The organism is Streptomyces sp. NBC_01477, assembly GCF_036227245.1.
In the GTDB taxonomy this organism is placed as follows: Bacteria; Actinomycetota; Actinomycetes; order Streptomycetales; family Streptomycetaceae; genus Actinacidiphila.
The window spans coordinates 2,032,510-2,057,979 of the sequence record NZ_CP109445.1; the positions used below are offsets into that span (position 1 = coordinate 2,032,510).

Here is a 25,470-nt window from a genome sequence, read left to right on the forward strand (position 1 = left end):
CGCTCACACCGCCTGTCCGGTACGGGCGGCCGCCAGGCGGACCGCGTCGAGGATCTTCTCGTAGCCGGTGCAGCGGCACAGATTGCCGGACAGCGCCTCGCGGATGTCGCCGTCGCTGGGCGACGGACGGCGTTCGAGCAGTTCGTCGGCGGCGACCAGCAGTCCCGGGGTGCAGAAGCCGCACTGGACGGCGCCGGCGTCCACGAACGCCAGCTGGACGACGGAGAGTTCGCCGTCCGCGCCGGCCAGGCCCTCGACGGTGTCGACCCGCCGGTCCTGCACCTGCCCGGCGGCGACCAGGCACGAGCACACCGGCACACCGTCGAGGCGTACCGTGCACGAGCCGCACTCGCCCTGCTCGCAGGCGTTCTTGGAGCCCGGCAGCCCCATCCGCTCCCGCAGTACGTACAGCAGGCTCTCGCCCTCCCATACGTCGTCGGCCTCCTGCGGCCGGCCGTTGACGGTGAAGGTCACGCGCATGATGTGGTCCCCTCCCTGCCGCGGTACTGCGCCCATGTCCAGCCCAGCGTCCTGCGGGCCATCACGCCCAGCGCGTGCCGCCGGTAGGAGGCGGTGCCGCGCACGTCGTCGATCGGGTTGGCGGCGCCCGCCGCCAGGACGGCGAACTGCCGTGCCACCGCTGGCGGTACGGGCCTGCCGTTGTCCCACAGGCCGCCCTCCTCCAGCGCCGCGGCGAGGAATTCCTCCGCGGCCTTCGCCCGGATCGGCGTGGGCGCGGCTGAGCCGATCCCGGTGCGGACCGTACGGGTGTCGGGGTGCAGCGCGAGCCCGAAGGCGCACACCGCGATCACCATGGCGTTGCGGGTGCCGACCTTGGAGAATTGCTGCGGCCCGGTCGCCTTCTTCAGATGCACGGCCCTGATCAGCTCGTCGGGCGCCAGCGCGTTGCGCTTGACCCCGGTGTAGAAGTCGTCGATCGGGATCAGCCGGCTGCCGCGCACCGACTCCGCCTCGACCGCGCCGCCGCCCGCGAGCAGCGCGGGATGGGCGTCGCCGGCCGGCGAGGCGGTGCCGAGGTTGCCGCCGACGCCGCCGCGGTTGCGGATCTGCGGGGAGGCCACGGTGTGGCTGGCCAGCGCCAGCCCGGGCAGTTCGGCGCGCAGCCCCGCCATGATCCGCGAGTACGGGACCGAGGCGCCCAGCCGTACGGTGTCCGCGCCGGTCTCCCACTGCTCCAGCTCGCCGATGCGGGTGAGGTCCAGCAGGTGCTGCGGCCTGCGGTGGTCGAAGTTGATCTCGACCATCACGTCGGTGCCGCCCGCGATGGGCACGGCCGAGGGGTGCTCCGCCTTGGCGGCGAGCGCCTCCTGCCATGTGGCGGGGCGCAGGAAATCCATGGGTGTCTCTTCTCGGAATCCGGGAAACGAGCGGGAGTACGACCGGGGCTGTTCATGTCCTGTACACGCTGCGTGAGCCCAGTACACGGCCGGTGGGCCGTTCGGGTGCAGTCACCGAAAACATGAAGGGCTTGGCTGGCCACGGGCCGGGTCTTGTAGATTCCTCTGAAAGAGACCGCCGGGAAACCTCACGGTTTCCCACCGGCCACGTACGACGCCGGCCAGGCGACGAACCGGCGATGCCACGAAGGACAAGGCGACCACGATGCGGCTGCGCGCGCTCCTCGACACCGAAGCTCTCGGCCTGCGGCTGCTGGGCGGCGAAGCGGAGCTGGACCGCACCGTCCGCGGTGTGATGACCACGGACCTGCGGGACCCCAGCCGCTATCTCACCGGCGGCGAACTGGTGCTGACCGGGCTGGCCTGGCGGCGCTCCGCCGCGGACAGCGACGCCTTCGTCCGCCTGCTGGCCGGCGCGGGTGTCGCCGGGCTCGCGGCGGGCGACGCGGAGCTGGGCTCGATCCCGGACGACCTGGTGGAGGCCTGTGCCCGGCACCGGCTGCCGCTGTTCGCGGTGGACGAGCGGGTCGCCTTCGCGACCATCACCGAATACGTCGTCCGGCAGGTCTCCGGCGAGCGGGCCGGCGATCTGGCGGCGGTCGTCGAACGCCACCGCCGGCTGATGTCCTCGGGTCCCGCGGGCGGCGGCCCCGGCGCCGTGCTCGACCTGCTCGGCAGCGACCTGGACCTGCGGGCCTGGGTGCTGTCGTCCACCGGCCGGGAGATCGGCGCCGCGGGCAACCCGCTGCCCGCGCCGGTCCGCGCGGAGCTGGCCGGCGCCCAGCAGGCCGCGACCCGCACCGGCCGCCGCGGCCCGCACCGGATCGCGGTGCAGGGACGTACGTACTCGCTGTTCCCGGTACGCGCGGGCGCCGGCACCGCCGACGTACGCTCGCGGGTGCTGTCCGACTGGTTCCTGGCCGTCGAGGCGGACGCCGGGGAATGGCCGACGGAACGCCTGGACCTGCTGCAGGGCGTCACCCAGCTGATCGCCGTCGAACGCGACCGGCGGGACGCCGCCCGCGCGGTCAGGCGGCGCCTGGCGGGCGAGGTCTTCGACCTGGTCAGAGGCGGCGCCGCGCCCGCCGAGGTCGGGGCGCGGCTCCGCGCCGCCGCCCCCGTCCTGGTGCCGGGCGCCGGCGGCGACCCGTACTGGCAGATCGTGGTCGCCAAGGTGGACTGGGCCGGCGGCGAGGTGCCCGGGGGACCCGTGGCGCAGGCGCTGCTCGAAGAGGTGCTGGCCGACCCGGCCGCGCAGGGGCCCGACGCGGCCGACCGGATCGCCGTCGCGCACGCCGAGGGCAAGGCGATGGCGCTGGTCCCGCTGATCGGCGGCGCCCCCGCCCAGGGCCAGACCGGCGCCGCCCCCGAGCCGCTGCACGCCGAGGCGCTGCTCGGGCTGCTGCGCGGACCGCTGGCCCGCGGCCTCGGTGACGACGGCCGGCTGACGGTGGGCGTCAGCGCCGCCGTCCACTCCCCCGAGGGCCTGCGCGGCGCCCTGGAGGAGGCCAGGCACGCCCGCCGGGTCGCCGCGGCCCGCAACGGCCGGGTGTGCGTGGCGGGCCACGAGGAACTGGCCTCGCACGTCCTGCTGCTGCCCTTCGTGCCCGACGACGTCCGCCGCGCCTTCACCGCCCGGCTGCTGGACCCGCTGCGTGCCTACGACCGCAGGCACCGCTCGGAACTCATCCCGACCCTCGAAGCCTTCCTCGACTGCGACGGCTCCTGGACCCGGTGCGCGAGCCGCCTGCATCTGCATGTCAACACCCTGCGGTACCGGATCTCCAGGATCGAGCAGCTGACCGGCCGTGACCTGGCCCGACTCGAGGACAAGCTGGACTTCTTCCTGGCGCTGCGGATGAGTTAGTGATCCCGTTCACAAGATGTGATCTCCCGCCTCTTGGCGGGAGGCCCCGCCGCATGTTGAACTTCCGCCACCGGCAGGCACGCGGACAACTGCCGGACACATGAACCCGCTACCGGCCCGCCCGATCCGTCCGCACGCCTTCACATCTGCACGGCACGCACTGCTCGCACTGGCTCGACGACGCGCTTGGGGGAGAAGCTGTGGCGGAAACCGCCTTGTCGGAATCTGTGGTCGGAGTACCGGACGTCTGGCGGCTGCGGGCCCGCGGCTGCTGGGCGGAAGCGGCGGCGCTGCTGGCGCCGTACTGCGCCGACGACCCGGGAGCCGCGATGCGGCGGGCGGAGATCCTTGTCGAGGCCTGCTTCTACCACCTCGCCGGCTGGGCCGAGGCGGAGGACGCGCTGCGGGTCGCCGAGGCACTGGCGGGCACCGACGAGCAGCGCGGGGCCGCGGCATCGGAGCGCGGCTACCTCGCCTACGGGGTGACGCTGCACTCCGGGCGTGACCGGGCCGACGAGGCGCGGTCGGCCTTCGGCCGCAGCGCCGCGCTGCTGTCCCCGGGCTCGCCCGGGCGGCCCCTGCTGGACTTCCGGCGCGGGCTCGTCGCCGAGAACATCGCGGGGAATCCCGCGGCGGCCCGGGCGGCGTACCGGCGTGCGCACGCCGGTGCCGTGGCACATGGCGACGCCTTCCTCACGTCCTTCACGTGGCGGCACCTGGCCGGGCTCGCCGCGGCCGACGGCGATCTCGCCGAGGCCAGGCACGGCTTCGCGGAGTCGCTGCGGCTGCGGGTCTCGCTCGGCCACCTCGTGGGCACGGCGCCGGCTCTTCTCGCCCTGGCCGACGTCTCCCCCGACGACGAGGCCGCGCCCCTCCGCGCGGAAGCGGCCCGCCTGACGGCGCTCCTCAGCACATAGCCCCTGCGGGGAGCTTGTGAGGGCTGGTCCTCGCGTTCCGCCCCTGCCCGCGCCCCCCTCGTGGCCGGCCCCACCCCCTACGGTGAGCGCCCCTCGCGGTGCGCTCTTGCCTGCGGCTGCGCGGTGGCTGGCCGCGCGGTTCCCCACTCGCCTACGGGGCTCGTCCCCTGCCGCAGAGGGCAAGCGCGCTTTTCCAGGGGCGCGGGGAACCGCGCGCTCAGCCACGACGGTGGGAAAGAAGCAACGCCACCGCAAAGGGCACCCACCCGGGGGCGCGAGGAACTGCGCCACAAGCCACGACGCACCGTCGTGTGGAGACGGCAGGACCATCCCAGGGGCGCGGGGAACTGCGCGGCCAGCCGAAGCGCACCGCAGGTGTGAAGGCGACAGGAAGTGGCACCCACCCGGGGGCGCGGGGAACCACAGCCGTAGTGAAGGCGAAAGGCCACCGCAAGGGGCACCCCCCCCCAGGGGCGCGGGGAACTGCGCGACAAGCTCCCCGCGCAGCCGCGGGCGAAAGGCACGGGGCAAGGAGCGGACCGCAGGTCAGGGCGTGGAGGCGAGGTGGTCGCGGAGCAGGTGCTCCGCGGGGGCACCGCCCGCGAGGGCGGTGAGCAGCTCGTCGTGCTGCGCCGCATGCGCAAGGAGGGTGGGCCGCCCACCGAGCACGGGCGCAGTGGCCGGCCACTGCGCCCGCCGGTGCAGATCGTCCGCGACAGCGACCATGTGGGGATTCCCCGCGAGCCCGAGCACCGCCCGGTGAAACGCCCGGTCGGCCTCCGCGTAACCGGCCCGTTCCCCGGCCGCGGCAGCGGCCACCGCCGCGGCGGCGAGCGGTCGCAGCGCCTCCCACCGCGCCCCCGGCAGCGTCCGGGCCAGCGCCAGCACCACGGGGATCTCGACCAGCATCCGCACCTCGGCGATCTGGGCGAGATCGCGCTCGGTGTGGCAGGCCACCCGGAAGCCGCGGTTGGGCAGCACCTCGACCGCGCCCTCCCGGGCGAGCAGCTGCATCGCCTCGCGCACGGGCGTGGCGGAGACCCCGTAGCGCGCGGCGAGCACGGGCGCGGAGTGGACGGAGCCGGGCGGCAGTTCACCGGCGAGCAGCGCGTCCCGCAGCTCGTCGAGCACCTGGTCGCGTACCGAGAGCCGTTCCGGCATCCGGCGCGGGGCGGGCAGCGGCGCCCACCCGGCGTGCGCGGTCGCGCCCGGTTCCCTCGGCTGCTGCACCCGCTTCACCCTTGTCGGTGGTCGTCCCGGTCCGGGAAGTCACCCGCCCGGCGTACTCAGGTGAGCTTAAACCCAGCCCGTACGCGCTAAGGTAAGGCTTACCTCGCCCGGCGATCCTTGGCCCCCGTCTGGACGGTTCCCGCATGCCTGTGACCAGCCCCGCGTACGCCCGTCTCGCGGCCGTCCTCCCCGAGCTGCGGGTGACCGAGGGCGAACCGCGGTCCGACCCGGGCTGGATCGGCTCGCAGCAGCTGGCGGCGGGCGGCGCGGTGCTGGACGCGTTCATCGGGTGGGACGCGGAGCAGATCGTCCGCGAGTACGGCAGCCCGCCGCGGCCCGATGTCGCCGCGACGCTCGGCCTGCACCGTTACGCCTGGCCGGCGTGCCTGCTCTTCACGGTGCCGTGGTTCCTGCACCGCAGGGTGCCGCGGCTGCCGGTGGGCGATGTGTCCTTCCACCGCGAGTCCGGCCGGATGACCGTACGCACCCGCTCCTTCGGCTGCCTACCGGACGACCCGGCCGCCGCGCTGCCCGGCGCCCGCGTCCTGCCCACGGAGGCGGCGCTGCGCGACGAGCTGCGGGCGGCGCTGGCGGAGCATCTGACGCCGGTGCTTGACGCGTTCAGGCCCCGGCTGCGGCGCGGCCCGCGCGCGCTGTGGGGCATGGCGACCGACGAGATCACCGAAGGCCTGTGGCACATCGGCTGCTTGATGGACCGCGAGGAGCGCGCGGTGGCCGATCTGACGGCGCTGCTCCCGGGCGGCACGGCACCTTACGTCGGCGGCGCACATTTCCGCGGCACCCCGCAGATCCCGGACATGCCGGGCGCGCCGGAGAGCGACTGCACGCGCGACCGTCTGACATGCTGTCTGTTCTACACCGTCAGCCCGGATGACGCCTGCGGGTCCTGCCCGCGGGGTGCGGAATCGGACCGAAACAGGCGCCGCGCGACGGCCGCCTGACCGGTCACGCTACGATCTCGCACAACTCAGTTGTTCTGGTACGCGAGTTCGAGCAAAACCCCTCCTTGGGGCGGACTTCTGTGCCATAACGTCTGCACTCACCCGCGCTCTTCGCAAAGATGTCGGCCGTAAGCCGTCCCGCGGCTTGAGCGCGACGGAAGCGACACTAGGAAACGCACATGAGAGACATATCGCTGGACTGGGTGCTCTCGGGCATCGTCGGCCTGGTCGTGCTCGCGGCCTGTGCCGTCGTGTTCCGCAGCCGCCGTACGCGCGTCGCAGAAAGCGGCGGCGCGCAGGCCGACTCGTGGGAGCGCAGTGAGGAACGCCGCCGCCGCAAGGAGGCGATCTACGGCAGCGCTTCGTACGTGCTGCTCTTCTGCTGCGCCGCCGTGGCCGCCGCGCTGTCCTTCCACGGCCTGGTCGGCTTCGGCCGGGAGAATCTGAATCTGACCGGCGGCTGGGAGTACCTGGTGCCGTTCGGCCTGGACGGGGCGGCCATGTTCTGCTCCGTGCTGGCCGTCCGGGAGGCCAGCCACGGTGACGCGGCGCTCGGCTCACGCATGCTGGTGTGGCTGTTCGCCGGCGCCGCGGCCTGGTTCAACTGGGTGCACGCGCCGCGCGGGGTGGACCACGCGGGCGCGCCGCAGTTCTTCGCCGGGATGTCGCTGTCGGCCGCGGTGCTCTTCGACCGCGCGCTCAAGCAGACCCGCCGGGCGGCGCTGCGCGAGCAGGGCCTGGTGCCGCGTCCGCTGCCGCAGATCCGGATGGTGCGCTGGCTGCGGGCGCCGCGGGAGACCTTCGCGGCCTGGTCGCTGATGCTGCTGGAAGGCGTGCGGACGCTGGACGAGGCGGTCGAGGAGGTCCGCGAGGACAAGCGGCAGCGCGAGCACAATGTGCTGCGGCAGCGCGACCACCAGCGGCTGGAGCGGGCCAAGATCAAGGCGCTGAACCGGCAGAACAGGCCCTGGCCGCGCGGCGGCAGGGGCGGCCGGCAGGTGGAGCTGCCCGCGGCGAGCGCGGCAGGCGGCGGTCAGGCCGCATCGGAGCCTGCCATAGGTGCGGGGGCGAACCACCCGTCCGCGGAACTGCCGGTACGCGCACGGCCCGCCCTCCAGCCGGTGCGCGAGGAGACGGCGCAGCCCGCGGGCGCCGCGTCCGCGGCCATCGACCTGACAGCCGAGGACGACACCATGACGCTGCCCCGGCTGGACTCGCTGGAGCGGAAACTGGAGGAGATGGAGCGGCAGTTCGGCTGACCGCCGCTTCCGGTCACAGCCGCGGGGAGCCGCGTACGGGCACAGGTCGCCCGTACGCGGCTCGCTGCGTTCTGCCGGGCGTTCGGGCGGCGAATCCCGCCGCCGCGGGCGCGCTCGGCGCCCTGTCGGCGCGGTTCAGGACACCCTGGGGGTGAGTTCGAACCACACGATCTTGCCGGCCCCGCGCGCCTGGATGCCCCAGGTGTCGGCGAGCGCCTCGACGAGCAGCAGCCCGCGGCCCGAGGTGGCGTCGTCGGACGGCCGTATGCCGCCCGGCGGGCGCGGCGGCGGACGCCTGCCGAGCGAGTCGTGCACCTCGACCCGCAGCCGCCGCGCGGGTCCCGGCGAGAGGGTCGCGGTGAGCACCGCTCCCCCGCCGGTGTGCTGGAGCGCGTTGGTGACGATCTCGGTGGCGAGCAGTTCGGCCGTGTCGGCGAGTGCCGCCACGCCCCACTGCCGCAGCTGGTCCCGCAGCCGTCTGCGGGTGTCCGCGACGGCGCGCAGATCGGCGCGCCCTACCGCGTACCGTAAGCGATTCCCCGTGGTGTCCGTGACGCTCCCCCGATCTGGTCCGGACCGATGGCTCCTGTGTGTAAGGCATGCCCATCGCCGCCTGGTCCAGTCCTATGGAAACGCCCGGCGACCGCGGCGGCCGTCGCGGGTTGCGGCACGGTGAATGGCCGATTGCCGCAGAGGCGTTGATAGGTCCGATGTATGACGCCTCGAAGCCTTGACATGTCCCTCCCCTGCCGCCACTGTGTGGCGCATTCATCCCCTGTGTTTCTCGGATGTTGCGCCTGTGTCATAAGTCCTGTTGCCTCGGGAGGGACCGCCCGTGAACCGACAGCATTACGCGTTCGGCCGACGCCGAATGATCCGACCATCCGCCGTGGCCGTGACCGCGCTGCTCGCGGCCGGCCTTCTGGTACCCGCCGTCGCGCCGACCGCTTCGGCGGCGACCGCGACCACCGCGTGGCAGAACGGCAGTTACCACGTGGACACCCCCAACGTGGTCCGCCGCTCCGACATCGTGCTGGGCGCGCCCAACAACCAGGCCGCCCAGTCGCTGCCGCTCGGCAACGGCTCGCTCGGGGTCGCCGCCTGGGCCGCCGGCGGCTTCACCGCACAGCTCAACCGCTCCGACACCCTGCCGGGCCGCAAGTCGCCCGGCCAGGTGCAGATTCCGGGCCTGTCCAAGCTCACCGGGGCCGCCGACTTCAAGGGCAGCCTCGACCTCTACACCGGGGTGCTCACCGAGACCGGCGGCGGCATGTCGCTCAAGGCCTGGGTGTCGGCCACCAAGGACGAGCTGATCGTCGACGTGACCGGCGCCGACCCCAACGCGGCGCAGTCCGCGACGGTCAGCCTGTGGTCGGGCCGCAGCCCGCAGGCCGCCGCGTCGGGTTCGATCGGCACCCTCGCCGAGACCTGGGTGGACAACCAGGAGGCCGGCAGTTCGGGCCGCACCTTCGGTTCGCTCGCCGCGCTGTCCGCGGGCGGCCGCAATGTGTCGGCCCAGGTGGTCAACAGCACCCAGGTGAAGGTCAACTTCACGCCGAACACCGACGGCTCCTTCCGGGTGATCACCGGCGCCCCGGTCTGGACCGGCGGCAACGCCGGCACCACCGCCTCGGGGCTGCTCGGCTCCGACGCGACCGCCGCAGAGTCTGCGCTGCTGGGCCCGCAGCAGTCCTGGTGGGCCAACTACTGGGCGAACAGCGGCATTCTTGAGGCCAATTCGGCCGACGGCCAGGCCCAGTACATGGAGACGCTGCGCACCATCTACCTGTTCATGGAGGCCGCCTCGATGCGCGGCACCATCCCGGGCAGTCAGGCGGGCGTCGCCGACATGTTCAACTTCGGCCAGGACCACCAGAACTGGACGCCGTCCGCGACCTGGCTGTGGAATCTGCGCACCCAGATCTCGGCCAACATGTCGTCGGGCAACTTCGCGCTCAACATCCCGATCTTCAACCTCTACCAGAACAACCTGGCCGCCATCGAGACCTGGACCAAGCAGCAGATGGGCGGCCTGCCCGGCGCCTGCGTGCCCGAGGTCATGCGCTTCAACGGCAACGGCGGCGACCCCAACCCCGGTGCGAACGCGGCCTGCAGCCAGCCGGGCAGCCCCAACTGGAACGCGCTGGACATCACATCGGGCGCCGAGATCAGCCTGTACGTGTGGCAGCAGTACCAGGACACCGGCGACCTGAACTTCCTGCGCACGTACTACCCGCTGATGAAGGAGTCCGCGGTCTTCCTGCTCGCCTACCAGAAGGTCGGCTCCGACGGGAAGCTGCACGCGGTCGCCAACGCGCACGAGACGCAGTGGGCGGTGCAGGACCCGACCACCGACCTGGCGGCGGACGCGGCGCTCTTCCCGGTGGTGATCAAGGCGGCCCAGCTGCTGAACACCGGAGACACCTCGCTGATCTCCCAGCTGACCACCGCGCAGGGCCAGATACCGCCGTGGGCCCGCACGGACTACGGCCGCACCCAGGTGCTGGCCCCGTCGGCCGACGCGTCGAACAACGACATCATCGCGTACTCGTACCAGCCGACCGCGCAGATCAGGAACAGCGAGAACATCGACCTCGAACCGGTCTGGCCGTACAACCTGGTCACCGACGACCCGGGGCCGCTCAAGGACCTCGCGGTGCGGTCGTACAACCACCGGGCGGTGACCGGCGGCAACGACTGGAGCATGGACGCGATCGACGCGGCCAGGCTCGGACTCGCCAGTGAGGTCGCGGCCAAGCTGGTGTCCATCACCCAGGGGCACCAGGTCTACATCAACGGCCTGGCCGACCTCGGCAACACCGTCGGCACCCAGGGCTACATCGAGCAGATCTCCGGCGTCGCCACCGCGCTGAACGAGGCGCTGGTGCAGGACTACGACGGGCTGCTGCGGATCGCGCCCGCCTGGCCGGCCGGCTGGGACGTCAGCGGCACGGTGTCGGTGCAGGGCAACACCAAGGTCGATGTGCAGGTGCAGGGCGGCACCCCGGTCACGGTCGCCATCCAGGCCGGGTCGTCGCAGACCATGCGCGTGCGCAACCCCTGGCCCGGTCAGGCGATCCAGGTCGTCAACGGCTCGTCCGGCGCGGTCGTGGTGTCGTCCACCGCCGCGGGCACCATCAACGTCCCGGTCTCCTCCGGGCAGTCCTACCTGGTGGAGCGGACCGCGACGCCGACCTCCTCGCTGCCGTACGCGCAGGTCGGCGGCTCCCCCGCGACCGCGGCCCGGCACCTGGGCAACGTCCAGATCGGACTTGACGGCGGCGGCGGCACCAACCCCGGCAACGGCACGGTGATCTCGCTGCGCGCCCACGCCAACGGCGACTACGTGACCGCGGACAACGCGGGCGCGGCGCCGCTGATCGCCAACCGCACCGCGATCGGCCCGTGGGAGCAGTTCGACGAGATCGACCAGGGCGGCGGCTACATCGCGCTGCGCGCCCACGCCAACAACAAGTACGTCACCGCCGACAACGCCGGTGCCGCACCCCTGCTGGCCAAGGTCGACTCGGTCGGCACCTGGGAGCAGTTCCAGCTGATCCACAACGGCGACGGCAGCGTCAGCCTCAAGGCGCGGATCAACAACAACTACGTGACCGCCGAGAACGCCGGCGCCGCGGCGCTGATCGCCAACCGCGCCTCGATCGGCGCCTGGGAGGAGTTCGACCTGATCACCGGCTGACCGCCACGACCACGCAGTGTGCCGCGCCCGTGAACGACCCTACGGGCGCGGCACATTGCGCAGGTTGGAGCGGGCCATCTGCACCATCCGGCCGACCCCGCCGTCCAGCACCACCTTGCCGACCGACAGCGCGAACCCGCCGACCTGCTCGCCGGTGATCTTCGGCGGGAGGGACAGCGCGTGCGGGTCGGTGACCACGTCCACCAGCGCGGGACCCCTGTGCCGGAAGGCGTCCTTGAGCGCGGCGCGCAGCTCCTTGGGCTTCTCCACCCGCACCCCGTACGCGCCCGCCGCTCGGGCCACCGCCGCGAAGTCCGGGTTGTGGTTGGCGGTGCCGTACGCGGGCAGGCCCTCGACCATCATCTCCAGCTCGACCATGCCGAGCGAGGAGTTGTTGAACAGCACCACCTTCACCGGCAGGTCGTACTGCACCAGGGTGAGGAAGTCGCCCATCAGCATGGTGAATCCGCCGTCCCCCGACATCGACACCACCTGGCGCCGCCGGTCGAGGAACTGGGCGCCGATCGCCTGCGGCAGCGCGTTGGCCATCGAGCCGTGGGAGAAGGACCCGATCACCCGGCGCCTGCCGTTGGGCGTCAGATAGCGGGCCGCCCACACATTGCACATGCCGGTGTCGACGGTGAAGATCGCGTCGTCCGCGGCCTCCTCGTCGAGCACCGAGGCCACGTACTCCGGATGGATCGGCCGGTGCTTGTCGACCTTGCGGGTGTAGGCCCTGACCACGCCCTCCAGCGCGTCGCTGTGCTTCTTGAGCATCCGGTCCAGGAAGCGCCGGTCGGACTTCTCCCGCACCTTCGGCGTCAGGCAGCGCAGCGTCTCGCCGACGTCGCCCCACACCGCGAGGTCCAGCTTCGAGCGGCGGCCCAGGTGTTCCGGCCGCACATCGACCTGGACGATGGTCACGTCGTCGGGCAGGAAGGCGTTGTAGGGGAAGTCGGTGCCCAGCAGGAGCAGCAGGTCGCACTCGTGCATCGCCTCGTACGCGGCCCCGTAGCCCAGCAGTCCGCTCATGCCGACGTCGTAGGGGTTGTCGAACTGGATCCACTCCTTGCCGCGCAGCGCGTGCCCCACCGGCGACTTGATCCGCTCGGCGAAGGCCATCACCTCGTCGTGCGCGCCGGCCGTGCCGCTGCCGCAGAACAGCGTGATCCGGCGGGCGCCGTCCACCAGCCGGGCCAGCGCGTCGATCTCGCTGTCACCGGGGCGGACCGCCGGCCGCCGGGTGACCAGCGCGTGCTCGATGCTGCGCCGCGGCGCCGGGTGCGCGGCGATGTCGCCCGGCAGGCTGATCACCGACACCCCGCCGCGGCCCACCGCGTGCTGGATCGCGGTCTGGAGCACCCGCGGCATCTGGTCGGCGTTCGAGATCAGCTCGCTGTAGTGGCTGCACTCGGTGAACAGCCGGTCGGGGTGCGTCTCCTGGAAGTAGCTGGTGCCGATCTCGCTGCTGGGGATGTGCGAGGCCAGCGCCAGCACCGGGGCCATCGAGCGGTGCGCGTCGAACAGGCCGTTGATCAGATGCAGGTTGCCCGGGCCGCACGACCCGGCGCAGGCGGCGAGCCGCCCGGTCAGCTGGGCCTCGGCGCCCGCCGCGAAGGCCGCGGTCTCCTCGTGCCTGACGTGCACCCATTCGAGCGAGCGGTTACGGCGGACGGCGTCCACCACCGGGTTGAGGCTGTCGCCCACCACCCCGTAGAGCCGCTGCACGCCCGCGCGCACCAGGATGTCGATGAACTGCTCGGCCACGGTCTGCTTCGCCATGTACCCATCTCGCCACGGTCCCCGCGCGGGCGCATCCGCGCGGGGCCGCCGCGGGCGGTGTCAGGCGTCCCAGACGGTCACCGCCGTACGGTCGTCGGCGTACCCCTTGACCCGGGTCTGCGTGTCGGCCAGATACGCCGGCAGGCCCGGCACCCGGCCGCCGCCCCACCGCTCGGCCAGATGGGTGGCGAGCGCCGGCTCGCCGCGCAGCGGCTCCGCGAGGCCCGCGCTGCACATCAGCAGCGCGTCCCCCGGCTGGGCGACGGTCGCCCGGAAGCGGAACGGGACGTCCGCCCCCTCGGGAGCCAGGTCGAGGTCCTGCCAGGCACCCGACCTGATACGGAACAGGCCGCCGTCGCCGACCCCGAAGAACAGCCGGACCGGGCACGCCGGGTCCACCGGCAGCAGCAGACAGCGCAGCGACGCCATGTACGAGCCCTCGTCGAGGCCGAGATCCTCGCCGCGGGCGCGCAGCCGCCCGTAACAGCGGTCGGTCAGCCGGTGCAGCCCCGATTTCAGCGAGCCGCGCCGGGCCGCCCGCAGGTCGCCGGCCAGCCGCTCCCTGCTGCGGCCCACCGCCCCGGCGATCCACCGCACCGCGTCCTGCGCGGCCCGGTGCGCGTCGTCGGCGGCGCGGGCGCCGCTGGCCATCGCGACCAGCAGCAGCGCGTCGTCGCCCGTGCCGAAGCGGGCGGTGAGCAGGGCGTCCCTGCGCGGCTGCCCGCGGAAGCGCGCGGAATCGCCGCGCACGCTGACCGTACGCACGGTGAGGCCGCCGTACTGCGCCCCGTCGAGCACGGTGTCGGCCACCAATCCGTCGAGCCGGTCAGGATCGGCCTCCGGCCAGGCGGTCGGCTCGGGCGCGTACGTGGGCGGCCCGCCTCCGACCACTTCCGCCGCCGGCTCCCCCTCGGCGGCGGCCGCCACCCACCCGGGCGGCAACTCCGGCGCCCACCGCACCCCGCCTTCCCCGAACACGGTCCGCTGGGCGGGCAGCTGCACAGGATTGCGCACGGCGGGCAGCTGCGGGCCGGGCGCCTGACCCGCGACCGGCCGGACACCGAGCCCGTCGACCGCCGGCCGCAGCGCCGGCGGCACACGCGGAGTCCGGTCGTCGCCCTGCCCGCCGTACGACCCGACGACACCACTCGCACGGTCCGGCGGCTGCTCGGGATCCTCGGCGGCGGGCTGCCGACCGGGCTCAGCGAAAGGCCACGCGGACGCGGCCGGGACGTCATCAGCTGCGGGCTGCTCGACCGGCGGCTGCTCGGGTTCCCCGGCGGCGGGCTGCCGACCGGACTCAGCGAAAGGCCACGCGGACGCGGCCGGGACGTCATCCACCGCAGGCCGCGGAGGCGGCGGAGCAACGCCAGCCGGATCGGCCTGCCAGTCGTACGGCTCGCCGGCGTCAGGCGCCTGCTCGACCGGCGTGCGCTCGGGAATGTCCGCGCCGGAGAGAGGTGTGTCGAGCTGGATTCCGTACGCCCCGGCGGCGCTGCTTTCGGCCTCGGGAGCCCACTCCGGCTCGTCTACGGCAGCGCGCGGCTCTTCGCGTTGCCAGCCGGGCTCGGCCTGGGCTCCGTACGCGGCAGCCGGAGCGTCACCGGAAGCTGCCGGGGGCTCAGCCGAAGGCCACACGAGCGCCTGCGGGTCAGCGGCCGGGGCCTCATCGGCTGCGGGCGGCGGGGTGACCGGGGCGTCACCAGCGGCATCGGCCTGCCAGTCGTACGGCTCGGCAGCCTCCGTTCGGGCGGCGGGAGGCTGCTCGACCGGCGACCGCTCGGGAACGTCCGCGCCAGGCTGCTCGCCGTGCGGCCCGGCTGCCCTGTTTTCGGCCTCGGGAGCCCACTCCGGCTCGTCTACGGCAGGGCGCGGCCCGAAGGACTGCCAACCGGGCTCGGCCAGGGATCCGTCCGGAACAGCCGGACCGTCATCGACCTCGGGCAGCGGAGCACCAGGGGCGCCGCCCGCCGCATCCGCCTCCACGTCGTACGGCCCGGCAGGGTCGGGTGGGGGGGCCGGGGGTGGAGGGGAGGACCAGGGTTCGGCGGGGCGGAGGGTGACGCGGGGGGCCTCGGGGGTGACGCGGGGGGCCTCGGGGGTGGCACGGGCGTCCGGCTGGTCGGTGAACCTCGGGACGGGCCAGCCCGCCGGGCGCCCTTCCGGGGTCGGCGACCAGGGCTCCGCAGCGGCGGGCGGTGCGTCGCCCCAGGGCTGCGGCGCCGGCGGTGTGTCGGGCTCGTCGGACGGCTCGGCCCGGTCCGGGAAGGAGGGCTGCGCCGACCACACGTCCCAGGGGCGCGCCTGCGCCGGGGCCGGCTCGGCGTCCTCTTCCTCGTCCTGGGCCTCCGGCGCCGGGAACATCGGCCGCGCCGACCAGGCATCCCACGGCGGCGGCTCCGGCGCCGCTTCCTCGTCGGGCGTGCCCCGGTCGTCGGGCTCGACCGGCGCCGTCACGGCGGCGGGGGGATCGGCCTCCCGCGCGGCCACGTCCGCCGAGGGCGCGGCCACGTCCGCGGACGGCTCCCCGCCCGGCGACGGCTCGGGTTCGATGTCCCGCGCGGCCTCGTCCTGCGACGGATCCGGCACCGCCGGAGCCTGCGGCGGGATCGGGGCTCGGGTCGGGCGGGGCCAGGAGGGGGGCGGGGCAGGGGCGATCGGGCGGCGGAGCCGCAGCGTGTCCGCGGCGGGCGGCGCCGGAGGCGGCGGGGACATCGCCGTCAGCGCCGTGTCGAAGTGCGCGTCGACCGATTCCGACGTGGCCGGCGCCGCACCGGCACCCGCCTGGGCCGCACCGGCACCCGCCTCGTTGTCGTACAACTGCCGCCACCAGTCGTCATCTTGACCCTGGTGCGACTCCCCCTGCTGGCTCATGCCCCTATTGTCCACCGCCCGGGCCGCCGGGAAACGTGAAACCGCCGCGCCGCCCGCCACCGCACCCGCCACACTGGCAACTTCACCCCGCCGCGGCCATCGCGGCGGGCCGCCGACGGACGACCCGGGCGGGCAGAGGCGGCGGGAATCCGGCAGGGTGGGGCTCATGGGGACCGCACAGGCGAGCCTGATCGGCGCCGTGATGCTGCTCGGCCTCATCGGCATCACGGTCCCCGGCGTACCGGGCACGCTGCTGTGCTGGGCCGCCGTCCTGTGGTGGGCGACCTCCGAGCACACCAGCCTGACCTGGGGTGTGCTGGCCGGCGCGACCGGACTGCTGGCGGCCACGCAGGTCGTGGTCTGGCTGCTGCCGTCCCGCCGCATCCGCGACTCGGGGGTCACCTGGCGCACGATCGTCAACGCCGGCGGCGCCGCCATCGCGGGCTTCTTCCTCGTACCGGTGCTCGGCGCCGTACTCGGCTTCACCGGCAGCATCTACGTGACCGAGCGGGTCCGCCTCGGCGGCGGCCACCGCACCGCCTGGACGGCGACCAGGCGGGCGATGCGTACGGTCGGCGGTTCCGTCCTGGTCGAACTCCTCGCGTGCCTGCTCGTCGTCGGCACCTGGCTGGTCGCGACCATCGCGGCCTAGGGAACGACGGACCCCCGGCCACCTCCGCGGCGGCGGAGACGTCGGCCGGGAGCGGCCACCGCGGCGGCGGCGGTTTTCATCCCGCTGAAAATTCCGCCGCCGCGTGACCGTCACCGCAGCTCGGGGACCTCCGCAGTGGTCTGGACCACAGCGACTCTCCGGCAACCCCTTTACGCGGAGGGTCAGTTCATGCGTCACTCATGACGCGTCCACATCAAGCATCACGCCTGCACCGCTCCGCACCACCGTGACGCGCAGCACCACCCGGCACGCCGGTGCGGAGCCCCCTCGCCCCACGCACACCCCGCCACCCCAATGCAGCGGTGGCGGTCGCCGACCGCTCGAACGCTACGCGAGTAGACCCCCGGTCGGGCAGCACATCTCGCGACCCCGTCCCCCGCACCACCCCAATGTGCCAGGAGGAAAGCCTTGTTCTCCCGAATCCGCACCCCCCGGGCCGTCCAGCGGAAACTGATGGCGGCCGGCGTCCTCGGCGCGAGCATGGCCCTTGCCGCGACGGTGACAGGGGGCACCGCCTCCGCCCAGTCGCTGCCGTCGGGCAGCGACATCCCGCTCGGCGGCGGCTACATGGGCGTCGGCTACGTCCAGGACAGCAAGGCCTTCGCGCCGGACACCCGGCAACTGCACCTCGACGCCCCGGGCGTCATGGCCCCGAACGCGTCCTACCCCGCGGGCATCGACGTCTCGCACTACCAGGGGACGATCAACTGGACGTCGGTGAAGGCCGCCGGGATCCAGTTCGCCTACATCAAGGCCACCGAGAGCACCACGTACAAGGACCCCACCTTCAGCGCCGACTACCTCAACGCCTACAACGCCAAGGTGATCAGGGGCGCTTACCACTTCGCGCGGCCCGACCTGTCCAGCGGCGCGGCGCAGGCCGCCTACTTCGCCAGCAACGGCGGCGCCTGGTCGGCGGACAACCTGACGCTGCCCGGGATGCTGGACCTCGAAGGCGGCTGCTACGGCAAGACGGCCGCCGCCATGCAGTCGTGGATCCTCGACTTCTACAACACCTACAAGGCCAGGACGAGCCGTGACGTCGTCCTCTACACCAGCGCGAGCTGGTGGAACTCCTGCACCGGCGGCTGGAGCGGCATGTCCGCCAGGAGCCCGCTGAATGTGGCGCACTGGACCACCGCCGCCAGCCCCACCATCCCGGGCGGCTTCCCGTTCTGGACCTTCTGGCAGTACGCCGACAACGGATCGGTGAGCGGCATCACGGGCGCCGTGGACCGCGACCGTTTCAGCGCCAGCAGCGCCCGCCTGCTGGCCCTGGCCAACAACACCCCCTGACGGCCTGGTCAGGAGCCGCGGCACGGCCCGCGCCGGGAGCGGCCGAAGAACCGCCGTGCCGCCCGTACTCGGACCTGCGGCCCAGGACTCGCCTGGGCCGCAGGTCCGATGACGGCGTCGGGCGATCGTGTGAGGCTTGGCCCATGACGACGACATCCGCACGGACGGAACTGAACGACGCCGAGCTGGCCTATCTGCGCGGCCAGCGCCTCGCCCGGCTGGCGACGGTGGACGCGAAGGGCCGGCCGCAGGCCAACCCGGTCGGCTTCTTCCTGCGTCCCGACAGCACCGTCGACATCGGCGGCTACGCGATGGGCACCACCAAGAAGTGGCGGAACATCGCGGCCAACGGCCATGTCTCCCTGGTCGTGGACGACATCGCGAGCGTCGAGCCGTGGAAGGTCCGCGGGGTGGAGATCCGCGGCACCGCCGAGCAGATCGTCGGCCCGCACGACCTCGGCGCGCACCTGAGCCCCGAGCTGATCAGGGTCACGCCCCACAGCATCTTCAGCTGGGGCCTGGACGACTGACCCCGCCCCACCCCCGGGCACACCCGCCTCACCCCCGGCGCACCCACCTCACCCCTGGCGCACCCGCCCCGCCGCCGGGGCACGCCGCCTCACCCCCGGCACACCCGCCCCGCCGCCTTCCCCAGCGCCACCCCGCCCCACCGCCGCCCCTGAACGCGGTCCACAATTGCCCCGCGGGCCGCCCCCCGCGGGGCAAAGCTCACGCTATGAAAAAAGAGAGCGCTCTCACGCAACGCCGGGTAACCCGTTACGCTGTCCGTGCCGATCCCGGAACTTTTTGTTATCCGCGCGCGAAGGAGCCCTCCCCGTGTCCGACCCGACGTTCGCCCGCCCCACTCTTGAGGAAGTCGCGGCGCGGGCCGGGGTGTCACGGGCGACGGCCTCGCGGGTGGTCAACGGGAGCGAGGGCGTACGGGCGCCGCTGGTCGAGCGGGTCCGCGCGGCCGTCGACGAACTCGGATACGTGCCCAACCAGGCGGCCCGCACCCTGGTCACCCGGCGCAACGGAGCGGTCGCCGTCGTGGTGGCCGAGCCAGAGACCAGGTTCTTCGCCGACCCGTTCTTCGCCCAGCAGGTGCGCGGCATCAGCAAGGAACTGACCGCGCACGACAACCAGTTGGTGCTGCTGCTGACCGAAGGCACCGCCGACTACGAGCGGGTGGGCCGCTATCTGGCCGGCGGGCACGTGGACGGCGCGCTGATCTTCTCGCTGCACGACGACGACTCGCTGCCGGTGATGGCCCGCAAGGCCGGGGTGGCGACCGTCATAGGCGGCCGGCCCAGCTGGTCGGACGATTCGGGGCCCAGCACGCTCTACGTGGACTGCGACAACCGCGGCGGCGCGCGCGACGCCGTGCGCCACCTGCTGAACCTCGGCCGCCGGCGCGTCGGGCACATCGCGGGCCCGCTGGACCAGACCGCCTCGATCGACCGGCTCGACGGCTTCCGCGATGTGCTGCCGGACATCGACCCGCTGCTGATCGCCGAGGGCGACTTCACCCCGGACGGCGGCTCGCGCGCCATGGAGCAGCTGCTGGAGCGGGTTCCCGACCTCGACGCGGTCTTCGTCGCCTCCGACGTGATGGCCTCGGGCGCGCTGCGGGTGCTGCGGCAGCGCGGGCTGCGGGTGCCGCAGGACGTGGCGGTGATCGGCTTCGACGACATCGTCTCGGTCGCCGAGTGGACCGACCCGCCGCTGACCACCATCCGGCAGGACATCGAGGAGATGGGCCGGATGATGGCGCGGCTGCTGCTGCGCGCCCTTGAGCCGTCCGCCGGCTCCGACGGGGCGTCAGCCCTGGCGCCGATCGTCACCCCCACCCAACTGGTGGTACGCGCCTCGGCCTGATCCGGGCGTACGCCGGGGGCCACCGGCGGTCGGCCGTAAGGGCGTTCCGCCACCGGAGGGTGAAGCCGGTTCACCACCCTGTGGGTTGGAAGCGTCAAGCAACGGGAAGGTCACGGTCAGGCAGCGAACGTGAGAGTGCGGTGAAGACCGCACCGGGAGACGAGGAGGACTGCCATGGCCTACTCCGTGATCCTCGGGATCGTGATCGTCGCACTGGTGGTGGTCGGCGTCATAGGTTCGTTCTGGAGCGCCGGCAGTCCGATCGCGGTGCGCCGCCGCCACGGTCGTGACGGCGGCGCCGGGTGACGCACCCGGGCTCGCACGTGCGCGGGAGGCGGAGTGACGCCACCCGCGCAGGCGCGGGACACCGGGTGACGGCGGTGCGTCAGACCGTCCTGCGGTGACCACCACCTCCGCCCCGCTTGCGCTGGTACATCTCACGGCCCGCCGCCGAGCGCAGCTTCCACTCGCGCCGCATCTCGGCACGCAGCCGCTGATCGGTGCGTGAGGCGATCCAGGCGTTCTCGCGCAGCAGCTTGCGGTAGCTGTCGAGCCGCCGGTGCGCGAGCGTGCCGTCGTCGAGCGCGGCGAGCACCGCGCAGCCCGGCTCCGCGTGGTGCGAGCAGTCCTGGAAGCGGCAGTCGGCGGCCAGTTGCTCGATCTCGGCGAAGACCTGGCCGACGCCGGCCTGCGCGTCCCACAGCCCGACACCGCGCAGCCCCGGCGTGTCGATGAGCACCCCGCCGTCCGGCAGCGCGAGCAGGTCACGGGTGGTCGTGGTGTGCCGGCCCTTGCCGTCCGCGTCCCTGGTGGCCTGCACCTCCTGCACCTCACGGCCCAGCAGGGCGTTGGTCAGCGTGGACTTGCCGGCTCCCGACTGGCCGAGCAGCGCCGCCGTGCCGCCGGTCAGCACGGCGGTCAGCGTGTCGAGCCCGGCGCCGGTGGCCGCGCTGACCACCAGCACCTGAACACCGGGCGCCGCGGCCTCGGCGTCGGCCAGCAGATGGGTGGTGTCGGCCAGGGTGTCCGCCTTGGTCAGCACCACCAGCGGCACGGCGCCGCTCTCCCAGGCCAGCGACAAGAAGCGCTCCAGCCGCCCGAGGTCGAGATCGGCCGCGAGCGACACGCAGACCACCACATGGTCGAGGTTGGCGGCCAGCACCTGGCCTTCGGAGCGCTTGGAGGAGGTGGAGCGTACGAAAGCGGTGCGCCGCGGCAGCAGCGTACGGACGAAGCGCGGGTCGCCGTCGCGGTCGACGGCCGCCCAGTCGCCGGTGCACACCACGCGCATCGGGTCGTTGGGCGTCACCAGCGAGGTGTCGGCCCGGATCAGGCCGTCCGCGGTGAAGAGGTCGCACATGCTGCGGTCCACCCGCACCACCCGCCCCGGCACCAGGTCCTGTGCCGCGTGCGGTGCGAACTCCGTCTCCCATACGTCGTCCCATCCGTAGGGCACGAGCGCATGCGAGGAGGCGTCACGAAAAGAGAAAGACAAGGGAAACCCTTCGAACGGGTGGCCCCGGCACCGCGCGCCCCGCGCGCGGAGAGAAGAAGGAAGAGGTCAGCCGGAGACCACGGGAGTGCGAGGCACGATCTGCTGAATGCGGGCAGCGCCCAGTGCAAAGACAGCCATCGGTCACACCTCCCTGGTCATCATCACGGCCGGCACGGCAGCCCTGACGGCTTCCGCGGCGAACACCTGCTGGCACGGTAGCTCCTCCGCGCGCCGGCTGCCACTCATTTACCGCCGACGCACAGGGCATTGACAGTGATCAGGCCTTGCATGAGACTCCCCCCGGAGAGCGCTCTCCGGCTTCATCAAGAGGTACACACCCCCCATGGAGATGCACATGAGCCTCCTGTCCCTCTTCCTGCGTGCCGTCCGGCGCAGAAGACCCCTGCTGGCCGCCCTGGTGGCGGCCGTTGTCGTAGTGGCCGGGGCGATCACCGCCACATCCGGCACCGCCAACGCCGCGCCTTCCCTGCTGTCGCAGGGCAGGACCGCGACAGCCTCGTCCACCGAGAACGCCGGGACCCCCGCCTCGGCCGCCGTCGACGGCAACACCGGCACCCGCTGGTCCAGCGCGGCGGCCGACCCGCAATGGCTCCAGGTCGACCTCGGCACCGGCGCCACCCTCAGCTCCGTCACCCTCAACTGGGAGTCGGCGTACGCCACCGCCTACAAGATCCAGGTCTCCGACAACGCCACCACCTGGACCGACGCCTACTCCACCACCACCGCGACCGGCGGCGTGCAGACAGTCCCCGTAAACGCTTCCGGTCGCTATGTCCGCTTCTACGGCACCGCCCGCGCCACCGGATACGGCTACTCCCTCTGGGAGTTCCAGGTCTACGGCACCAGCGGCACCACAGGACCCACCGCCTGCGGCACCGACAACGCGGCGCAGGGGAGGACCGCGACCGCGTCGTCCACCGAGAACGCCGGGACCCCCGCCTCCGCGGCCGTCGACGGCAATGCCGGCACCCGGTGGTCCAGCGCGGCGGCCGACCCGCAATGGCTCCAGGTCGACCTCGGCGCGACGGCCACCGTCTGCCAGGTCGTGCTCAACTGGGAGTCGGCGTACGGCACCGCCTTCAAGATCCAGGTCTCCGACAACGCCACCACCTGGACCGACGCCTACTCGACCACTGCCGGCACCGGCGGCAACCAGACGCTCACCGTCAACGGCACCGGCCGCTACATCCGGCTGTACGGCACCGCCCGCGCCACCGGATACGGCTACTCCCTCTGGGAGTTCCAGGTCCACACCAGTGGCGGCGGCGGCACTCCCCCCACCACGCCGACCGACCCGGGCAACCCCGGCGGCGGTGACTTCTCCGGCTCGGTGATCTCCGCCTACAAGCAGGTGTCGGCGTCCTCCTACGAAGGGGGCAACGCCCCGGCCGCCGCCCTCGACGGCCGGACCAACACCCGCTGGTCCAGCCTGTCAACCGACGCCCAGTGGCTCCAGGTCGACCTCGGCGGCACCGGCACCATCAGCGGCATCGTGCTCAACTGGGAGTCGGCGTACGCCACCGGCTACCACCTCGAGGTGTCCGACAACGGCACCACCTGGACGTCGCTGTACACCACCGCGGCGGGCAAGGGCGGCATCGAGAAGCTGCCGCTGACCGGCAAGGGCCGCTACGTGCGCTTCACCGGCACCGCCCGCGCCACCGGATACGGCTACTCCCTGTGGGAGTTCCAGGTCTACGGCACGCTCGACACCTCCACCGCGACCCCGCCGCTGCTCTCCGGCCCGACCAAGGCCCCGGCCACGACCGGCCAGTTCCAGCTGGCCGCGCCCGCGGACAAGGCCATGGTCACCACCACCCGCCGCCCGGCCCTGAGCTGGAACCCGGTCAGCGGCTCCGCCCACTACGAGGTGTGGCTCAACCTCAGCCGCACCGACTACGACTTCACCGCGTCCGGCAATCTGCTGGACCTCTACACCAAGGTGGCCGAGCCCACCGGCACGAGCTACACGCCGAGTTGGGACATCACCGACCGGTGGACGTACAAGTGGTTCGTGGTCGCGGTGTCCGGTTCCGGCGCCAAGACGACGTCCAACATCCGTACGTTCAGCGTCTACCTGCCCGACGTCGAGCAGGTCGCGGACGGTGTCAACGTCATCAACGGCGCCCGCGACCTCAACAAGGACGGCACGATCGAGCCGTACGAGGACTGGCGCCAGCCGGTCGACACCCGGGTCAGCGACCTTCTCAGCCGGATGACGCTGGAGGAGAAGGCCTATCAGATGTTCTACAACGTCCAGACCTATCCGATGTCCGGCTGGCACTTCGGCCCCGCGCAGCCCGCGGACCTGAACCAGGTGCTGCTGTCCACGGCCGCCACCCGGCTGGGCATCCCGCCGGTCTCGGCGGGCGACACCACGGCCGGCTACCAGACGACGTATCCGCTGCAGAGCACGCTGGCGGCGGGCAAGGACTACCCGCTCGACTACAAGCTCGGCGACATGCAGCGCAAGGAGGAGCTGGAGGTCGGTGCGCGCGGCACCCTCTCCCCGCTCGCCGAGGTCGGCACCAAGGTGCTCTACCCGCGCATCCAGGAAGGCGGCGGTGAGAACGCCGACGTCGCCGCGGCCCAGCTGCGGGCACTGGTAGCGGGCCTCCAGGGCGGTCCCGAGCTGAACCCGGGCTCGGTGCTGGCGACGGTCAAGCACTGGCCGGGCGAGGGCGCGGGCGGCGAGGCCGGCATCGTCTACGACGCGGTCAGCATCAAGTACCACATGATCCCGTTCCGGGCGGCGATGGAGGCCGGCGCGGTCAACATCATGCCGGGCTACGCGGGCAGTTCGTACCTCGACCCGGGCGGTCCTGGTGCGGGCGACAGCGCGAAGATCCTCACCTACCTGCGGCAGAACCTGGGCTACACCGGTCTGATCACCACGGACTGGCTGCCGTCCACCGCGTGGATCAACGCGGCGAACGCGGGCTCCGACGTGATGGGCGGCGCCGACCCGGGCGCCGCGGACTTCACCATGGCGAGCTTCCAGCAGCAGGTGCCGCTGGCCAGGATCAACGACGCGGTGACGCGGATCCTCAAGCTCAAGTTCGAGCTGGGCATCTTCGACCACCCCTACGGCGACCCGGTGAACGGCCCCTACCGCTTCCACCAGCCCAGCTACACGGCGCTGGCCAACCAGGCGGCGCGCGAGTCCGACACGGTGCTCAAGAACAACGGGGTGCTGCCGGTCAAGCTGAAGGCGGGCGACAACATCGTGGTCGCCGGTCCCCGGGCCACCGACGGGGCCGCCTGCTGCATCTGGTCGAGCTACTTCCACCCGGACTACGGTTCGCTGGACATGCTCGACGCGATCAAGGCCAGAGCCGCGACGGCCGGGGTCAACGTCTACCAGGACACCGGTCCCGCGCCGAAGCTGGCGATCGTGAACGTCGGCGAGCCGTCGTACACGCACGCCACCAACTGGCCCGACACCCAGCCGTACCTGCCGGCCGACCAGCTCGCCCTGATCCAGAACTTCAAGAACCAGGGCATCCCGGTGGTGGTCGTGCTGACACTGCCGCGGCCGATCGTGATGAGCGACTGGAACAACCTGGCCGACGCCATCGTGGTGACCTACCGCGGCGGCGAGGAGGTCGGCCCGGCGACGGCCAGCCTGCTGTTCGGGGACTTCACCCCGCGCGGCAAGCTGCCCTGGCAGATGCCCAGAAGCCTCGACCAGGTGCTCAAGCCGGGCGGCGGTGACAACCAGGCCGACGCGAACGAGGCCTGGGACCTGCCGTACGACCTCGGTGCGACCGCCGCCGAGCGGGCGGACATCCGGGCGAAGATCGACGCGGGACAGACGGTGCCGACCACGTACGGCAATCCGCTGTACGCCTACGGAGCGGGGCTGACCAGCTGGGCCACCGGCTGACCTGCCCGCGGAACGCCGGCCGCGCTCCCGGGCTTGTCCCGGCACGGGAGCGCGGCCGGTCCAGGCCGCCGGGGCTGGCTTGTGCGATCGCACAAGCCAGCCCCGGCGGCCTGATTGTTTGGTTTATGCAATGCCCCAGCAGACTTCCTCCTCGCATCTGCGGAATTATGATCGTCGTATCCGCACGGCAGCGTGCGGCAGAGAGGAAGACT

Annotated in this window: 18 protein-coding genes; 11 read left to right on the forward strand and 7 right to left on the reverse strand. The window is 72.7% G+C overall.

The features are described 5' to 3' along the window. Window positions 1-3 precede the first annotated feature (3 nt). A complete protein-coding gene (locus tag OHA86_RS08025; protein WP_329173683.1) occupies window positions 4-480 on the reverse strand; it encodes a (2Fe-2S)-binding protein in 477 nt (158 codons plus the stop codon). Beyond that, on the reverse strand, window positions 471-1,358 hold the full coding sequence (locus OHA86_RS08030) for an FAD binding domain-containing protein (RefSeq protein ID WP_329173685.1): 888 nt from the start codon (window positions 1,356-1,358) through the stop codon (window positions 471-473). The genes OHA86_RS08025 and OHA86_RS08030 overlap by 10 nt, the downstream gene beginning before the upstream one ends. Window positions 1,359-1,623: 265 nt before the next feature. Here OHA86_RS08030 and OHA86_RS08035 point away from each other — a divergent pair, with 265 nt between their 5' ends. Continuing rightward, entirely contained in the window at window positions 1,624-3,285 is a 1,662-nt protein-coding gene (locus OHA86_RS08035) for a PucR family transcriptional regulator (RefSeq protein WP_329173687.1), read from the forward strand. A gap of 215 nt (window positions 3,286-3,500) precedes the next feature. Next, on the forward strand, window positions 3,501-4,202 hold the full coding sequence (locus OHA86_RS08040; RefSeq protein ID WP_329173689.1) for a hypothetical protein: 702 nt from the start codon (window positions 3,501-3,503) through the stop codon (window positions 4,200-4,202). A 546-nt stretch (window positions 4,203-4,748) separates the two neighbouring features. Here OHA86_RS08040 and OHA86_RS08045 read toward each other — a convergent pair. Further along, a complete protein-coding gene (locus OHA86_RS08045) occupies window positions 4,749-5,432 on the reverse strand; it encodes a GntR family transcriptional regulator (protein ID WP_329173691.1) in 684 nt (227 codons plus the stop codon). Between the two features lie 143 nt (window positions 5,433-5,575). Here OHA86_RS08045 and OHA86_RS08050 point away from each other — a divergent pair, with 143 nt between their 5' ends. Together OHA86_RS08050 and OHA86_RS08055 are read left to right on the forward strand one after the other, a co-directional pair. After that, the gene (locus OHA86_RS08050) at window positions 5,576-6,394 is read left to right on the forward strand and encodes a (2Fe-2S)-binding protein (RefSeq protein WP_329173693.1); all 819 of its coding nucleotides are present in this window, start codon (window positions 5,576-5,578) and stop codon (window positions 6,392-6,394) included. A gap of 179 nt (window positions 6,395-6,573) precedes the next feature. After that, complete coding sequence (locus OHA86_RS08055) at window positions 6,574-7,653, forward strand: DUF2637 domain-containing protein (RefSeq protein ID WP_329173695.1); 1,080 nt, start codon at window positions 6,574-6,576, stop codon at window positions 7,651-7,653. A 135-nt stretch (window positions 7,654-7,788) separates the two neighbouring features. Here OHA86_RS08055 and OHA86_RS08060 read toward each other — a convergent pair whose 3' ends face one another. Beyond that, entirely contained in the window at window positions 7,789-8,157 is a 369-nt protein-coding gene (locus OHA86_RS08060; RefSeq protein ID WP_329182288.1) for an ATP-binding protein, read from the reverse strand. A gap of 367 nt (window positions 8,158-8,524) precedes the next feature. On the opposite strand from OHA86_RS08060, the gene OHA86_RS08065 reads away from it, so the two are divergent. Beyond that, window positions 8,525-11,353 carry a fascin domain-containing protein gene (locus OHA86_RS08065; protein WP_329173697.1) on the forward strand — a complete coding sequence of 943 codons (2,829 nt, stop codon included), beginning with the start codon at window positions 8,525-8,527 and terminating at the stop codon, window positions 11,351-11,353. Window positions 11,354-11,392: 39 nt separating this feature from the next. Here the strand turns inward: OHA86_RS08065 and OHA86_RS08070 are convergent, their stop codons facing one another. Together OHA86_RS08070 and OHA86_RS08075 are read right to left on the reverse strand one after the other, a co-directional pair. After that, window positions 11,393-13,135, reverse strand: a complete 1,743-nt coding sequence (locus tag OHA86_RS08070; RefSeq protein WP_329173699.1) for a pyruvate dehydrogenase — start codon at window positions 13,133-13,135, stop codon at window positions 11,393-11,395. Between the two features lie 60 nt (window positions 13,136-13,195). Beyond that, window positions 13,196-16,009 carry a protein phosphatase 2C domain-containing protein gene (locus OHA86_RS08075; RefSeq protein ID WP_329173701.1) on the reverse strand — a complete coding sequence of 938 codons (2,814 nt, stop codon included), beginning with the start codon at window positions 16,007-16,009 and terminating at the stop codon, window positions 13,196-13,198. Between the two features lie 166 nt (window positions 16,010-16,175). On the opposite strand from OHA86_RS08075, the gene OHA86_RS08080 reads away from it, so the two are divergent. The 5 genes from OHA86_RS08080 to OHA86_RS08100 all read left to right on the forward strand — a co-directional run bounded on the left by OHA86_RS08080 (window position 16,176) and on the right by OHA86_RS08100 (window position 20,162). Beyond that, window positions 16,176-16,661 carry a DUF456 domain-containing protein gene (locus OHA86_RS08080; protein WP_329173702.1) on the forward strand — a complete coding sequence of 162 codons (486 nt, stop codon included), beginning with the start codon at window positions 16,176-16,178 and terminating at the stop codon, window positions 16,659-16,661. Between the two features lie 474 nt (window positions 16,662-17,135). Then, window positions 17,136-17,978: a GH25 family lysozyme gene (locus OHA86_RS08085; RefSeq protein ID WP_329182290.1), complete on the forward strand. Its 843-nt coding sequence runs from the start codon at window positions 17,136-17,138 to the stop codon at window positions 17,976-17,978. A 143-nt stretch (window positions 17,979-18,121) separates the two neighbouring features. Beyond that, entirely contained in the window at window positions 18,122-18,508 is a 387-nt protein-coding gene (locus OHA86_RS08090; RefSeq protein ID WP_329173703.1) for a PPOX class F420-dependent oxidoreductase, read from the forward strand. 307 nt (window positions 18,509-18,815) lie between these two features. Continuing rightward, window positions 18,816-19,856: a LacI family DNA-binding transcriptional regulator gene (locus OHA86_RS08095; RefSeq protein WP_329173704.1), complete on the forward strand. Its 1,041-nt coding sequence runs from the start codon at window positions 18,816-18,818 to the stop codon at window positions 19,854-19,856. Window positions 19,857-20,030: 174 nt separating this feature from the next. Continuing rightward, window positions 20,031-20,162, forward strand: coding sequence for a hypothetical protein (locus OHA86_RS08100; protein WP_329173705.1), 132 nt, complete (start codon window positions 20,031-20,033; stop codon window positions 20,160-20,162). 79 nt (window positions 20,163-20,241) lie between these two features. Here the strand turns inward: OHA86_RS08100 and rsgA are convergent, their stop codons facing one another. After that, a complete protein-coding gene (rsgA, locus tag OHA86_RS08105; protein WP_443071664.1) occupies window positions 20,242-21,351 on the reverse strand; it encodes a ribosome small subunit-dependent GTPase A in 1,110 nt (369 codons plus the stop codon). A gap of 355 nt (window positions 21,352-21,706) precedes the next feature. On the opposite strand from rsgA, the gene OHA86_RS08110 reads away from it, so the two are divergent. Next, window positions 21,707-25,258 carry a discoidin domain-containing protein gene (locus tag OHA86_RS08110; RefSeq protein ID WP_329173707.1) on the forward strand — a complete coding sequence of 1,184 codons (3,552 nt, stop codon included), beginning with the start codon at window positions 21,707-21,709 and terminating at the stop codon, window positions 25,256-25,258. Window positions 25,259-25,470: the final 212 nt, after the last annotated feature.